12 protein-coding genes are annotated in these 13,584 nt (G+C 60.3%); 1 reads left to right on the forward strand and 11 read right to left on the reverse strand.

The genetic code is table 11. From position 1 onward, the window contains the following. Positions 1–7: 7 nt before the first annotated feature. The 11 genes from R8L07_18970 to R8L07_19020 form a co-directional block, all read right to left on the reverse strand. A complete protein-coding gene (locus R8L07_18970) occupies positions 8–586 on the reverse strand; it encodes an OmpH family outer membrane protein (protein ID MDW3207623.1) in 579 nt (192 codons plus the stop codon). Between the two features lies 1 nt (position 587). Next, a complete protein-coding gene (gene bamA / locus R8L07_18975; GenBank protein MDW3207624.1) occupies positions 588–2,915 on the reverse strand; it encodes an outer membrane protein assembly factor BamA in 2,328 nt (775 codons plus the stop codon). 204 nt (positions 2,916–3,119) lie between these two features. Further along, a complete protein-coding gene (rseP, locus tag R8L07_18980) occupies positions 3,120–4,208 on the reverse strand; it encodes an RIP metalloprotease RseP (GenBank protein MDW3207625.1) in 1,089 nt (362 codons plus the stop codon). Between the two features lie 21 nt (positions 4,209–4,229). Next, entirely contained in the window at positions 4,230–5,396 is a 1,167-nt protein-coding gene (gene dxr, locus R8L07_18985) for a 1-deoxy-D-xylulose-5-phosphate reductoisomerase (GenBank protein ID MDW3207626.1), read from the reverse strand. Next, complete coding sequence (locus R8L07_18990; protein ID MDW3207627.1) at positions 5,393–6,256, reverse strand: phosphatidate cytidylyltransferase; 864 nt, start codon at positions 6,254–6,256, stop codon at positions 5,393–5,395. Before R8L07_18990 ends, dxr begins: the two co-directional genes overlap by 4 nt. Then, on the reverse strand, positions 6,253–6,984 hold the full coding sequence (locus R8L07_18995; GenBank protein ID MDW3207628.1) for an isoprenyl transferase: 732 nt from the start codon (positions 6,982–6,984) through the stop codon (positions 6,253–6,255). The genes R8L07_18990 and R8L07_18995 overlap by 4 nt, the downstream gene beginning before the upstream one ends. Before the next feature lie 31 nt (positions 6,985–7,015). After that, positions 7,016–7,558, reverse strand: coding sequence for a ribosome recycling factor (frr, locus tag R8L07_19000; GenBank protein ID MDW3207629.1), 543 nt, complete (start codon positions 7,556–7,558; stop codon positions 7,016–7,018). 115 nt (positions 7,559–7,673) lie between these two features. Beyond that, the gene (pyrH, locus tag R8L07_19005) at positions 7,674–8,408 is read right to left on the reverse strand and encodes a UMP kinase (GenBank protein ID MDW3207630.1); all 735 of its coding nucleotides are present in this window, start codon (positions 8,406–8,408) and stop codon (positions 7,674–7,676) included. Positions 8,409–8,521: 113 nt separating this feature from the next. Continuing rightward, a complete protein-coding gene (gene tsf / locus R8L07_19010) occupies positions 8,522–9,448 on the reverse strand; it encodes a translation elongation factor Ts (protein ID MDW3207631.1) in 927 nt (308 codons plus the stop codon). Between the two features lie 177 nt (positions 9,449–9,625). Further along, on the reverse strand, positions 9,626–10,474 hold the full coding sequence (rpsB, locus tag R8L07_19015; GenBank protein ID MDW3207632.1) for a 30S ribosomal protein S2: 849 nt from the start codon (positions 10,472–10,474) through the stop codon (positions 9,626–9,628). Positions 10,475–10,653: 179 nt separating this feature from the next. Next, positions 10,654–12,525: an ABC transporter ATP-binding protein/permease gene (locus R8L07_19020; protein ID MDW3207633.1), complete on the reverse strand. Its 1,872-nt coding sequence runs from the start codon at positions 12,523–12,525 to the stop codon at positions 10,654–10,656. A gap of 184 nt (positions 12,526–12,709) precedes the next feature. Between R8L07_19020 and R8L07_19025 the strand changes: the two genes are divergently transcribed. Further along, positions 12,710–13,543, forward strand: a complete 834-nt coding sequence (locus tag R8L07_19025; protein MDW3207634.1) for a universal stress protein — start codon at positions 12,710–12,712, stop codon at positions 13,541–13,543. Positions 13,544–13,584: the final 41 nt, after the last annotated feature.

The raw sequence follows: 13,584 nt of genomic DNA on the forward strand, positions 1-13,584 counted from the left end.
CTGCCTCTTATTGAGCGGGGACGCTGAATTCTACTGTCGGCAGCTTCTGATCCAGGCGCTTGATCACGGTCTCGGTAATGTTGATTTCCGGAGACGCGACGACAATGGTCGGGTCAGCATTCGACTGATCGAGAATTAGGTTGTAACCCTTTTCCTCCGTGATACCGAGCAGGATGTCACGGATTTCCTTGATAATCCTGTTCTTGGCCTCAACGAGGGCACGTTCGACAGCCTGTCGACGTTCATTTGACGTCTGAACCATCTCACGGCGTTTCTGCTCGAATTCCGCCACCTTGGTTTCAAAAGCCTCCGGAGCAAGGATGGCCTGTTGCTGCTGCAGCGCCTTGGCCTCCTCTTCGAGTGCCGATTGCTGCGGCTGCAGATCCTGAAGCACCTTTTCTTGTGCGGCCTTGAGTTTTTGACTCAGGTCTTTCCAGGCTGACGCCTCGTTCTGGATGCGTTGCATCTCCACGATTGCGACCTTGACCGGCGGGATGTCCTGAGCGGCAGCGTTGACGGACATCATGGACGCGACGGCGACGAACACCGCAATAACGGTGCGCACGCTCATCGATTGCCAGGGCATATTAGAACCTCGTGCCGAAGTTGAACCGGAAGAACTCCGTTTCATCGAAGTCTTCTTTGAGAACGGCGTGTGAGAAGTCCACCCGGATCGGGCCGAATGGAGAACTCCACGTGATGCCTGTCCCCACGGACGCGCGCAGGGAAGGCTCATCCTGGATCCCGCTGCCTTTCTCATCAACCTCGGTCAGGTAACCGACATCGGTGAACAGCGCGCCGGACAGCCCGAATTCTTCGGGAAGACCGAGCGGGAAGATGAATTCCACCGACCCGTTCGCCATGCGCTCCCCACCCAGGGAATCGCCGCTGGCGGAGTCGCGGGGACCGGCGCCGGCAAATTCAAAGCCGCGCAGATTGTCGCCTCCCAGGAAGAAGCGATCGTTGATCCGAACATCGTCGCCAAGACCGACCAGTGATCCGACCTCTGCGCCGGTGACAAGGCGCATATCGTCGGTGATCGGAATATACCAGGAGCCGCGCAATGTCGTCCGCATGTACTGGACTGAACCACCCAGACCGGCGAAATCTGTGCCGAAGGCGAAAAGATAGCCGTCTGTCGGATCGATCCGGCTATTGCGTCGATCAAAGGTCAGAGTCTGACCGACCAACGAGACAAACTTCGAACCTTCCTCTTCCTTGATGAAGCGGTTGGCGGAGGAGTCGATATTCTCGATCGTTTCCTCGGCAAACCTGTACCGGAGTTGCTGACGCCAGTCTTCATTCAAATCGTAGCCGAGGCGAAGCCCGAAACCGGTTTCCCGACTGTCGTAGGACGCAACATCCTGGTTGTCCCGAACGATGTGGAACAAATCCACACCGGCGGACAGATCGCGATCCAGAAAATACGGTTCAGTGAAGGCGAAATCGACCATCTGACGGCGCTGAGACAAGGTCGTACCGAGGCGCAAATCCTGGCCGCGACCAAGAAGGTTGCGCTCACGAATGGTCAGTTCACCCAACGCGCCATCCGTGCTCGAGAAGCCCGCCCCGATCGAGAGTTCCCCGGTGGACTGTTCTTCGACGTCAACCTGAACCACGGTCTTGTCCGGATCGGAACCCGGAACGTTGGTGACTTCGACATTGGAGAAGAAACCGAGATCGCTGATGCGCTGACGTGAACGGCGCAGCTTGGTTGCGTTGAACGCGTCGCCTTCGACGAGCAGGAATTCGCGGCGAACGACTTCGTCGAGCGTGCGAACGTTGCCGCGGATGTCGATGCGCTCGACATAGACCCGCGGCGCCTCCTGAACCTCGAACGTGATGTTGATCGTGCGGTTTTCCTTGTCGCGATCGACGATCGGACGCACATCAACGAAGGCATAGCCCAGATCGCCAACCGCATTGGTGATCGACACGATCGTGTCATCCACCGCATCGGCATTATACCAGTCGCCGGTCTCGAGCCCGATGGCATCCTTGAGCGGTTCCGGATCAATATCCGGAATCTTGGACGTCAGATCGAACGCACCGAACTGATAGCGCTCCCCTTCCTCGACCGTGAAGGTAATGAAGAACGCCTCCTGGTCTTCCGTCAGCTCTGCCACGGCCGAGATCACGCGGAAATCAGCAAAACCGTTGGCGAGATAGTAGCGCCGCAGCAATTCGCGATCGAAGGTCAGTTTGTCCGGATCATAGGTATCGGCGTTGGAAAGAAAGCGATACCAGCGAGACTCCTTGGTCGCCAACTCTTCCCGAAGGGCGCTGTCCGAGAAGTAGTCGTTCCCGATGAAGCTGATCTTCTCGATACCGGTGACGGGGCCTTCTGAAATCTCAAAGACCAGGTCGACGCGGTTCTGTTCAAGCTGGATTACCTTCGGTTCCACCCGCGCTGCGAATCGGCCGCTGCGGCGATACAGATCGAGAATGCGCTGCACATCGTTCTGGACGCGCGTCCGGGTGTAGACGACACGGGGACGAAGCTGCGTTTCCGTCTCCAGCGTTTCGTCATCGATGCGCCGGTTCCCTTCATAGGCGATCCGGTTGATGATCGGGTTTTCAACCACTCGAATGGCCAGCGTGCCGCCCGTCATCTGCATGGTGACATCGGCAAACAGGCCTGTCGCGAACAAGGTCTTCAGAATCTCGTTCACGCCCTGGGCGTCGATCTTGTCACCTTCGCGAACCCCGATATAGGACAGGATCGTCGCACGCTCGATACGCTGCGCGCCTTCGATGGAAATCTGACTGATCGTTGGGGCGTTCGGGTCGACCCGCGGCTGCGAATCCCCTTGCTGACCGGGGGTGGTGCCCTGTGGTTGAGGGGCGACAATGGGCGGAACGGTCTGAGCCGAAACAGCGCCGGAAGTCAGCAGCAATACGCCTGCGACCGCCACCAAACACGATACATTTCTCGGGAAGATCGCCACCAAAACCGCCCTCTTCGTCCCACAAACCGCGAATCATCAATCGAGCCGGATCCGAACAGCGCCCGGAAACCGGCTCAGTGATACCTTATCGTTGCAACGGATTAAACCCGAAAATACCGCGCGAATCAATTCTCTAAGAACGGATTCACTCTGTTCTCACTTGGGGCGGTTTCAAAAGTAACCGAGCAGATCGTTTCCAGTGACGACAATCATCACAAAGAGCAGCAACGCGAGCCCGCCGCGGAGCAGATATTCCTGCGTTCGCTCGTTCAGAGGGCGTCCTCGCAAGGCCTCGATGGCATAGAAGAACAGATGCCCCCCATCGAGCATGGGAACAGGCAGCAGGTTCAACAGTCCAAGGTTGATGGACAAGACCCCCATGAAGACGATCAGGTCGAGCGCCCCCCGTTGCGCCACCTGATTCGACAGATCGACGATCTTTACCGGCCCGCCCATATCATCGAGGCTTCGGGAACCGGTAATGATCTCGCCAATGGCCGTAAGGGTCAGAACGCTGTAATCCCAGGTCCGTTCTGTCGCCATGGCAAGGGATTCGAGAGGACCGAATGTAACCACCTGAAAAGGTGCATGAATCCCGATCAGATACGTGCCCGTCTCCGGATTCTGCCGCGGCGTGATCCGCTTGGTCGAGACCAATCCGTCCCGTTCCACCTTGAGGATCAGTTCGCGCCCGTCACTCGACTGCACCTCGCGAACCAGGGTTTCCCAGTCGGGAACGCTGCGGCCATCGATGGAGAGGATGCGATCCCCCTCCTCAAGCCCTGCTTCAGCAGCTGCACTTTCGGGCACGATGGCACCGACACCATAGGCCGCGAAGTCACGTGTTTCCCGAACACCGGCCGCGCCGAAAAGAACGGCCAGAATGGCAATCGCGAAAAGGAAATTCATGGCCGGGCCGGCAAAAACGATGGCAGCCCGCTGGGCCAGGGGCTTGTGATCGAAGGACACCGCCTTCTCTTCTTCACTGATCGCGCGTCCGGTATCGCCCTGAACATCTTCCATGCTGTGTTCGCCAAACATGCGAACATATCCCCCGAGCGGGATCATGCTGAATTTCCAACGTGTTCCGGATTTATCCGTCCAGCCGAACAGCTCCCGACCGAAGCCGATGGAAAACACCTCGATCCGCACGCCGCACCACCGCGCCACCAGGTAATGGCCCATCTCATGGATGTAGACCAGAATGCAGAAGATGATGATGGCGTTGAAATGGCCCACGCCGCCGATCAGAGAATCCATACGCTACCTTTCCAAATCCGGCTATTCCGCAGCGACGGCCACGTGCTCCCGGGCTTTCGCGCGCGCTTCGATTTCAAGATCGAAGACGTCTTCCAGTGTATCGAGGGGGCGCGGCGCAATGGCGCTCAGCGTTGCCTCCACCGTCCGGGGGATATCGGCAAAGCCACAGCGTCCCCCGAGAAAGGCCGCTACGGCCTCCTCATTCGCGGCATTCATGATAGTTGGTGCATATGCGCCGGCTTGCAAGGCCTCCCGAGCCAGTCGCAGCGACGGGAATCGCCGTTCATCCGGCGGCTCGAAGTCAAGGCGCGCCAATTTGAGAAAATCCAGCCGCTCCGACGGACTGGACATTCGGCCTGGCCAGGCAAGGGTGTTCGCGATCGGCGTGCGCATGTCCGGCGGCCCGAGTTGGGCTAGAACCGAGCCGTCCGCGTATTCCACCATGCTGTGGATGATGGATTGTGGATGCACAACGATCTCTATGCGGTCCTCCGGCATATCGAAAAGGTAATGCGCTTCAATCAGTTCCAGCCCCTTGTTCATCATGCTGGCGGAATCGACGGAGATCTTTGCGCCCATGCTCCAGTTCGGGTGTGCTACCGCCTGTGCCGGGGTGGCCGCCGCCATTCCGGCGGTATCCCACGTCCGGAACGGTCCCCCGGATGCCGTCAGAATCAGGCGCGTGATCGCGGCGCGGTTGCCGGATTCGAATACCTGAAAAATCGCGTTGTGTTCGGAATCGACCGGCAACAGCGTCGCCGCATGAGCAGCCACTTCCCGCATCATCAGCCGGCCGGCGGAAACCAGACATTCCTTGTTCGCGAACGCCACGCAGGTCCCTGTCCGAACCGCCGCCAGTGTCGGCCGCAGACCGACGGACCCTACGATCCCCGCCATGACATAGTCGGCGGGACGTTCGGCCAGTTCGGCGATGGCCGCCTCCCCTGCCAGGGGCTCAGTTGCCGTGCCGGTCAGGGCCTGTTTCAGGTCGTCATACAGGGCCGGATCGGCAATCGCGGCACAATCGGCATTGAATTCCCGCGCCAGCCGCGCGAGATCGGCAACATTTCGGTGTGCCGTCAATCCGACAACATCGAATGCGGTCGGATCCTGTCGTACAAGATCCAGAGTGCTTTGGCCGATAGAGCCGGTGGCTCCAAGGATGGTGACGCGTTTTGGTGCGGTCATCCGCCGATCGCTCCGGTTTCATGAAGCAACAGCCACGGACCGAGGCCCAGGACTGCGGCTCCCATGAAGCCGTCAAACCGGTCCAGCAACCCGCCGTGGCCGGGGATCAGTCTACCAGAATCCTTTTGTCCCGCACGTCGCTTCAGCCAGGATTCGACCAGATCGCCAATCTGTGAACAGACGGAGAGGATGGTAAGCATGACCAACGTGTCGATCAGCGGGGCCTGCAAGCCGTTCTGCCGAAATGCCCAGACGGTTGCCGTTCCGGCCGCGACCGCGATTGCCACACCGCCGATCGCGCCGGACCATGTCTTGTTGGGGCTGACCTTGGGCGCAAGCTTCGGGCCGCCAAGTGCCCGGCCAACGAAATAGGCCCCGATATCGGTACCGATCACGGCCGGGACCAGCAGGATCAGTGGCGGGATCGTATAAAACTCAGACCGCAACTCCGCCAGAACGATCACCAGACATCCGATGCAGACCGATGCGGCGGCGACCATGCCAAAGGGAAAGGCCCTTTTGCGCGTGGCCGCACTCCAGGCAAAGATCAATGTCCCCCCCATCAGGCACAGGGAAATCCAGACTGGAAAGCCACCATTCGGCAGGGCCGGCATCAGGGCCAGGAAAGCGGCGCCCGTCAGTGCCGTTGCCGTCAGACGCCGCAGCCTGCCGCGAACGCCGGTAAGGTTCAGAGCCTCCCAGATCATGCCGCAGGCCAGCAACCCGATGAACACAACGAAATAGGAGCCGCCGAGATAGAGCTCCGCCACCGCTATTGCGATCAGCACTGAGCCGGAGGCGGCCCGAATCTTCAGGTCGGAAGGAAGGACAGTCTTGCCGCCGGCCGCATCGGAAGTCATGCGTAGCTCGCCGTCGCGCCGAAGCGTCGGTCCCGGCGGCGGAAGTCCTCGATAGCCGCGGAAAGCTCGGCTTCGTCAAAATCCGGCCAATAGACGTCAGTGTAGTAGAATTCGGTATAGGCACATTGCCAGAGCAGGAAATTGCTGATGCGTTTTTCCCCGCTTGTCCGGATCAATAGATCCGGGTCAGGCAGTCCGACGGACCAAAGGTAGCTTTCGAACAGCTTCTCATCGATTGCCGCCGGTTCCAGAAGGCCAAGGCGGGCCGATTCCGCGATACGGCGTGCCGCATCCGCAATTTCCGCCCGACCGCCGTAAGACAGGGCCAGAGACAGTGTTAGATGCGTGTTTTCAGCCGTCATCTGCTCGGCATCCTGAACCAGGGCCTGAATGTCCTTGTCCAGGCGATTGCGTTCGCCGATCACCTTGAACCGAACATTCTTGCGGTGCAGTTCGGCAATCTCGGATTTGAGATAGCGCCGCAACAGGCCCATCAGATCGCTGACTTCCTCCTCCGGACGACGCCAGTTCTCCGACGAGAAACTGAAAAGAGTCAGGTATTCAATCCCCAGGCGCCCGGCTGACTCGACAACCTTGCGCACGGATTCGGCGCCCTGCCTGTGGCCAGCAACACGCGGCAGGCCGCGGCGTTTCGCCCAGCGGCCGTTGCCGTCCATGATTATGGCCACGTGTTTCGGCGGCGAAATGTCGGTGGAGGATTCGGTCATAACGGAATCGACGATCGTCCCGGCGCCCCGGTCAGACCTGCATGATGTCCTTTTCTTTCTCTGCCAGCGCAGCGTCGACCTTTGCGACATATTCATCGGTCAACTTCTGGATATCGTCCTGGCCACGGTGCAGCTCGTCCTGGCCGATCTCACCGTCCTTCTCCTGACGCTTCAGCGTATCCATGCCATCCCGTCGGATGTTGCGAACGGCGATGCGGGCGTGTTCAGCGTATTTACCGGCGACGCGAGTCAGTTCGGTGCGGCGCTCCTCGTTGAGTTCCGGCAGCGGAATTCGCATCACGTTGCCTTCCGTCATCGGGTTCAGCCCCAGTTCCGACTCGCGAATGGCCTTTTCGACAGCCTTGACCATGCTGTTGTCCCAGACGGTGACGGACAGCATACGGGCCTCCGGCGCCGAAATACTGGCGACCTGGTTCAGCGGCATGCTGGCGCCATAGGCGTCGACATGGATCGGCGTCAGCAGATCCGTGGATGCGCGTCCCGTCCGGAGACCTTGAAACTCGGTCGCCAGATTTTCCAGTGCACCTTCCATCCGGCGCTTCAGATCTTTCATATTCGCAGACATTTCCTATTCACCCCAATCTTTCGGCGTCGCCATCGACCCGAGCGATGTTTTATCCGGTTTGCCCGCGTCGGTCCAATGATGCAGAGCGATTTTCGGACAACAATTAGGACCCTTCCATCACCTTTGTGAACCGACCCTGCCCGCGGACCACTTGGGCGAACATGCCGGGTTCGTAAAGTGAGAAAACCAGGATCGGAATGCCGCGGTCGCGCGACAAGGTGATCGCGGACGCATCCATCACCTTCAGATTGTCCGTCAGGACCTGCTGATAAGTCAGTGTTTCGTAACGTTGTGCATCGGGGTCCTTCATGGGATCCGCGGTGTACACGCCATCGACCTTCGTCGCCTTCAGCATCGCATCACAGTCCATTTCGGACGCGCGCAAAGCGGCGGCGGTATCGGTGGTGAAGAACGGGTTGCCGGTTCCCGCCGCGAAGATGACGATCCGGCCCTTCTCCATATGCCGTGTCGCGCGGCGGCGGATATAGGGTTCACAAACGGTCGCCATCGGAATCGCAGACTGAACCCGCGTGGGAACGCCCTTTGCCTCCAGGGCGGATTGCATGGCAAGGGCGTTCATGACGGTCGCCAGCATGCCCATATAGTCGGCGGTCGTGCGTTCCATCCCCTTTGCGGCCACGGACACGCCGCGGAAGATGTTGCCACCGCCGATAACGAGGCAGATCTCGCAGCCCAGTTCCCGGACCCCCTTGATTTCATCAGCGATCCGGCTGACGACCTCCGGGTCCAGCCCGAAGTCTCGGTCGCCCATCAGGGCCTCGCCGGACAGTTTCAGAAGAACGCGCTTGTAGGTCAGATCGGATCCATCAGTCGGCATGGGGCTTCACTATCCTTCCTCGGAGAGGACCGCATTGTGATTATTCGGGACGTTACAGGCAAAAGAAAAGGGCCGCTCCCGTGGGGAACGGCCCTTTTCATGCATATCGAGCCTCAGCTCTTCATCGCCGCGGCAACTTCGGCGGCAAAGTCTTCTTCCTTCTTCGCGATGCCTTCGCCCAGTTCGAAACGGACGAAGCCGGTCAGCGTCACCGGGGCGCCGACGTCCTTCGCAGCGTCTTCGACGACCTTCTTGACCCGGTTCTCGCCATCGACGACGAAGACCTGCTCCAGCAGAACAACTTCCTCGTAATACTTGCGAATCCGGCCCTCGACCATCTTCTCGATGATGTTGTCCGGCTTGCCCGAAGCCTTGGCCTGCTCGACCAGAACTTCGCGCTCGCGATCCAGGTTGCTGCTATCGACATCTTCGATCTTCAGCGCTTCCGGGCGGGCGGCCGCGACATGCATCGCGATCTGCTTGCCCAGAGCTTCCAGCTTCTCGGTATCGCCCGTCGATTCCAGCGCGACCAGCACGCCGATCTTGCCGAGGCCCGGCGCCGTGGCGCTGTGCACATAACCGGCGACAACGCCGTTCTCGACCGACAGGGCGATCGCGCGGCGGAAGCTCATGTTCTCGCCGATCGTCGCAATGTTGTGGGTCAGCTGTTCTTCGACGTTGCGGTCCGTGCCCGGATAGGCGGAAGCCAGCGTCTTCGCGGCATCGCCGCCATTCGCCAGGGCAATCTTGGCCACTTCCGAAACGAAGGCCTGGAAGCTTTCGTTGCGCGCGACGAAATCGGTCTCGGCGTTGATCTCAACCGCGGCGCCGGCCTTGCCGTCCGTCACGACCGCGACCAGACCGTCGGACGCAACGCGGCCCGACTTCTTCGCGGCGGCGGCAAGACCTTTCTTGCGCAGCCAATCGACGGCGGCTTCGACGTCACCGTCGGTTTCCGCCAGAGCTTTCTTGCAATCCATCATGCCCGCGCCGGTCTTTTCGCGCAGGTCCTTTACCATGCTCGCCGAAATCTGGCCCATGGAACGGCTCCTCTTGTCTTAGCGTTTTCGCGGTCGCGTTGCCGGCGGGCCGGCCGGACCGCTGTCCGGTTCAATCAAATCAAAGGCTGGATGGCGGCCCCGACTGTCCGACCCGCTGTGCCACAAGATTGTGACAGGGCGTTGACGGTCGGGGCGCGCATCACGATCGCAGGGCGATCAGGCCTCGGTCTTGGCTTCTTCCGAGCCGTCGGCACCCGCTTCCGGTGCTGCTTCCGCCGGAGCGGCTTCTTCGGCCGGGGCGGCCTCTTCCGTCAGGGCCGGCTCGACAGCCGGTTCGGCCGCGGCACCCAGGTCAACGCCGGACTTGCCGAGCGATTCCTGCAGGCCACCCAGAACGGCGCCGGCGACGAGGTCGCAATACAGGTTGATGGCGCGCATGGCGTCGTCATTGCCCGGGATCGGGAAGGCAACCCCATCCGGGTCGGAGTTGGAGTCCAGCACCGCAACGACCGGAATGTTCAGATTGCCGGCCTCCTTGATCGCGATCGATTCCTTGTTGGTATCGATGATGAAAATCAGGTCCGGCAGGTTGGACATGTCCTTGATGCCGCCCAGGGCGCGGTCCAGCTTCTCGCGCTCCCGCTCCAGGCCCAGTCGCTCACGCTTGGTCAGGCCCTGCAGGTTCGCTTCGTCTTCAAACTGGGCTTCCAGGGCCTTCAGGCGCTTGATCGAGTTCGCGATCGTCTTCCAGTTGGTCAGCATGCCGCCGAGCCAACGGTGGTTGACGTAGTACTGACCGCATTTCAGCGCGTGCTCCGCAACGATCGTCTGTGCCTGGCGCTTCGTGCCGACGAACAGGATGCGGCCGCCGGCCGCTGCGACGCGCGACACTTCTTCCAGCGCGCGGGTCAGCATCGGAACGGACTGTTCCAGATCGATGATGTGAATGCCGTTGCGCTCACCAAAGATGAACGGTTTCATCTTCGGGTTCCAGCGACGGGTGGTATGTCCGAAATGCACGCCCGCTTCGAGCAGCTGACGCATGGTAAAAGTCGGCACGGCCATAAAATGGCTCCTTTGCTTCTCCGGTTAATCCTCCATGAGACCCTTGGTATAAGCCGGAAGCCCGGCACCGGACGGAACGGGCCCTATGACGGCCACATCCCGGAAAGTCCCATGTGTGTTGTGCGGCGGCGTATATACCGCGGAACCGGCGATGACAAGCCCTCTTCCCGGCCGCCGCCCTATTCCGATTTCGGACTGACCGAACGGTCCAGGGCGATTCCGTCGCCTTCCTCTCCCTCCTGCTGACGCCGCCACATCTCGGCATAGACGCCGCCTTGGGTCAGCAGGGTCGAGTGTGTACCGCGCTCCGCAATCCGACCGGCCTCCAGAACGATGATCTCATCGGCGTCAACCACGGTCGAAAGGCGGTGCGCAATGACAAGCGTGGTGCGCCCCCGGCTCACCTCGCGCAGGGATTTCTGGATTTCCCGCTCCGTTGCGGTGTCGAGGGCGGATGTCGCCTCGTCGAAGAGCAGTATCTGCGGCTGTTTGAGAATGGCGCGGGCAATGGCGACGCGCTGTTTTTCGCCCCCAGACAGCTTGAGGCCGCGCTCCCCGACAGTCGTTTCATACCCGTCCGGCAGGGACTCGACGAAATCGTGGATTCGTGCCAGTCGCGCCGCTTCGCGGATTTCCTCCCGGCTCGCCCCCGGTCGTCCATAGCCGATATTGTACTCGATCGTGTCGTTGAACAGGACCGTGTCCTGCGGCACGATTCCGACCGCGGCACGCACGCTGTCCTGCGTAGCGTCCCGCAAATCGACACCGTCGATGGTCACGGCGCCCCCGACAGGATCGTAAAAACGGAACAGCAGCCTGCTGATCGTGGACTTACCGGCTCCTGACGGACCGACAATTGCAAGCGTCTTGCCCGGCTCGACCGTGAAGTCGACGTCCTTCAGAATGGGGCGGCGCGGGTCATATCCAAAATCGACATGATGAAAACTGAGCCGCCCTTCCGGCGCACGCAGCGTTTCGGCCTTCGGCTTATCCTGCACTTCCTGCGGCACATGCAGCAGTTGGAACATGTCCTCCATGTCGGTCAGGCTCTGCCGGATCTGGCGATAAACGAACCCCAGGAAGTTCAGCGGCAGGTAAAGCTGGATCAGGTAGGTGTTCACCAGAACGAAATCGCCCAGTGACATGGTGCCGGCCGCCACACCGTTGGCTGCCATCAGCATCAGAACCACGAGACCAAGGGCAATGATGCCGCCCTGCCCGACATTGACCACCGACAGGCTGACCGTCGAACGAACCGCAGCGTTTTCATAGCGTTTCAGGGCACCATCGTACCGGTCGGCCTCATGCCCTTCATTGCCGAAATACTTCACTGTCTCGTAATTCAGCAGGCTGTCGATCGCCTTGGTATTCGCGTTCGTGTCGCTGTCGTTCATTTCGCGGCGATACTTCAGCCGCCATTCCGTCACGATCAGCGTGTAGGCGATATATCCGGCGATGGTGACAAAGGTCACCGCCGCATAGGTGATGTCGAACAGCCCCCACAGGATGACACAGACCAAGCCGATTTCCAGCAGGGTCGGCAGAATGTTGAACAGCATGAAGTTCAGGACGAATTCGATGCCTTTCACCCCCCGTTCGATGACGCGGGAAAGACCGCCTGTCTGACGCTCCAGATGGAAGCGCAGGCTCAACGCGTGCAGGTGCCGAAAGGTCTGCAGCGCGACCGTCCTGATCGCGGTCTGAGCCACACGGGCGAACAGCGCTTCGCGAATTTCCTGAAATACGACGGCAAGAAGTCGCGTCAGGCCGTATCCGACCAGCAGAGCAACCGGGATAGCCACAATCCCGGCGACAGCGGCGCCTTGTTCGCTGCCGGCGGCGTCCAGGGCATCCACGGCGCGCTTGTAGAAGATCGGGACGATGACGTTCGCCCCCTTGGCAAGGGCCAGCGCGATCAGCGCACCGACGACACGATACCTTATATTGGGGCGCCCGGCAGGCCACAGGTAAGGCAGCATGGTACGCAGGGTCCTGAGTTGGACTCCGCGCCTGGTTTTTGCCTCGGACCCGGTTTGTGTATCAGTGGCCATAGGGGAATCTTTGAAGGAAACGAATTAGTGTACTTTTAAGATGGCAGGCCGGTCGGCAAAAGCAATGTCGAATAATTCTCCGTCAGATTTCCCCATTCCGTCCCCCTGTGATCCGATTGCATTCGCCGGACCCGGGCGATAGCCTCGCACCCGATTCACGCGTCGATTTCGGGAGGTTTCCGCCATGGCTATCAAGACCCTGCTCGTCCATCTTGCACCGGATCCCGATTGCGACAACCGGCTCAAGGTGGCGGTCGGCCTGGCGAGCAAGCTGGACGCCCATCTGCTGGCGCTCTACGTCGCGACGCCGGTCCACCTTCCGCCCGGTGCCGAAGGACGCGGTGCCTCTGCATTGTATCTTCAGGAAGCCAGGGAACGTGCCAGGGAGAAATCGACGGCGATCAAGTCGCGTGTCGAAGAAGTCTGTGCGGCCGCCAATGTCTCTCACGAATGGATCTATGGCGAGGAAGATCACCTCGACACCTTGCTGGATGAAGTTCACCACGTCGACATGACCGTCGTGAACCAGGTTGGCTTCGACAGTTTCGAGGACCGGTTGATGTACCAGATGCCGGAAAAGCTGGTCATGGGAGCCGGCGGACCGGTTCTGGTGATTCCGAAAGGCATGACCGAATTCGATCTGGATACGGTCGGAACGATCCTGGTGGCCTGGACCTACTCGAAGGAAGCCATCCGGGCCCTGCGCGATTCCCTGCCGATGCTGACCAAGGCGAAGTCCGTACATCTGCTGACCTGCGGTTCAGACCGGCAGGTGGCTTCGGAATCCGCCAACCGGGTTGTCGACTACCTGAAGCGGCATGGCGTCGAAGTCTCACAGATCTCCCAGGCGCAATCCGGGCACGCCGGGGAGGAGATTCTGCTGACGGCTGAGGCGGTGAAGGCCGAAATGGTCGTCATGGGCGCCTACGGGCACACGTCCTTCCTGGACAAGCTGTTCGGGTCCGCCAGCCGCTACGTGATTGGCCACACCCATATTCCCCTGCTGATGTCGCACTGATCATCCGCCCCGGCGGGCTGGGTGCGGCCATGCCCATCGGA

The sequence above is a fragment of the Alphaproteobacteria bacterium genome, from assembly GCA_033344895.1.
Lineage (GTDB): Bacteria > Pseudomonadota > Alphaproteobacteria > UBA8366 > Aestuariispiraceae > Pacificispira.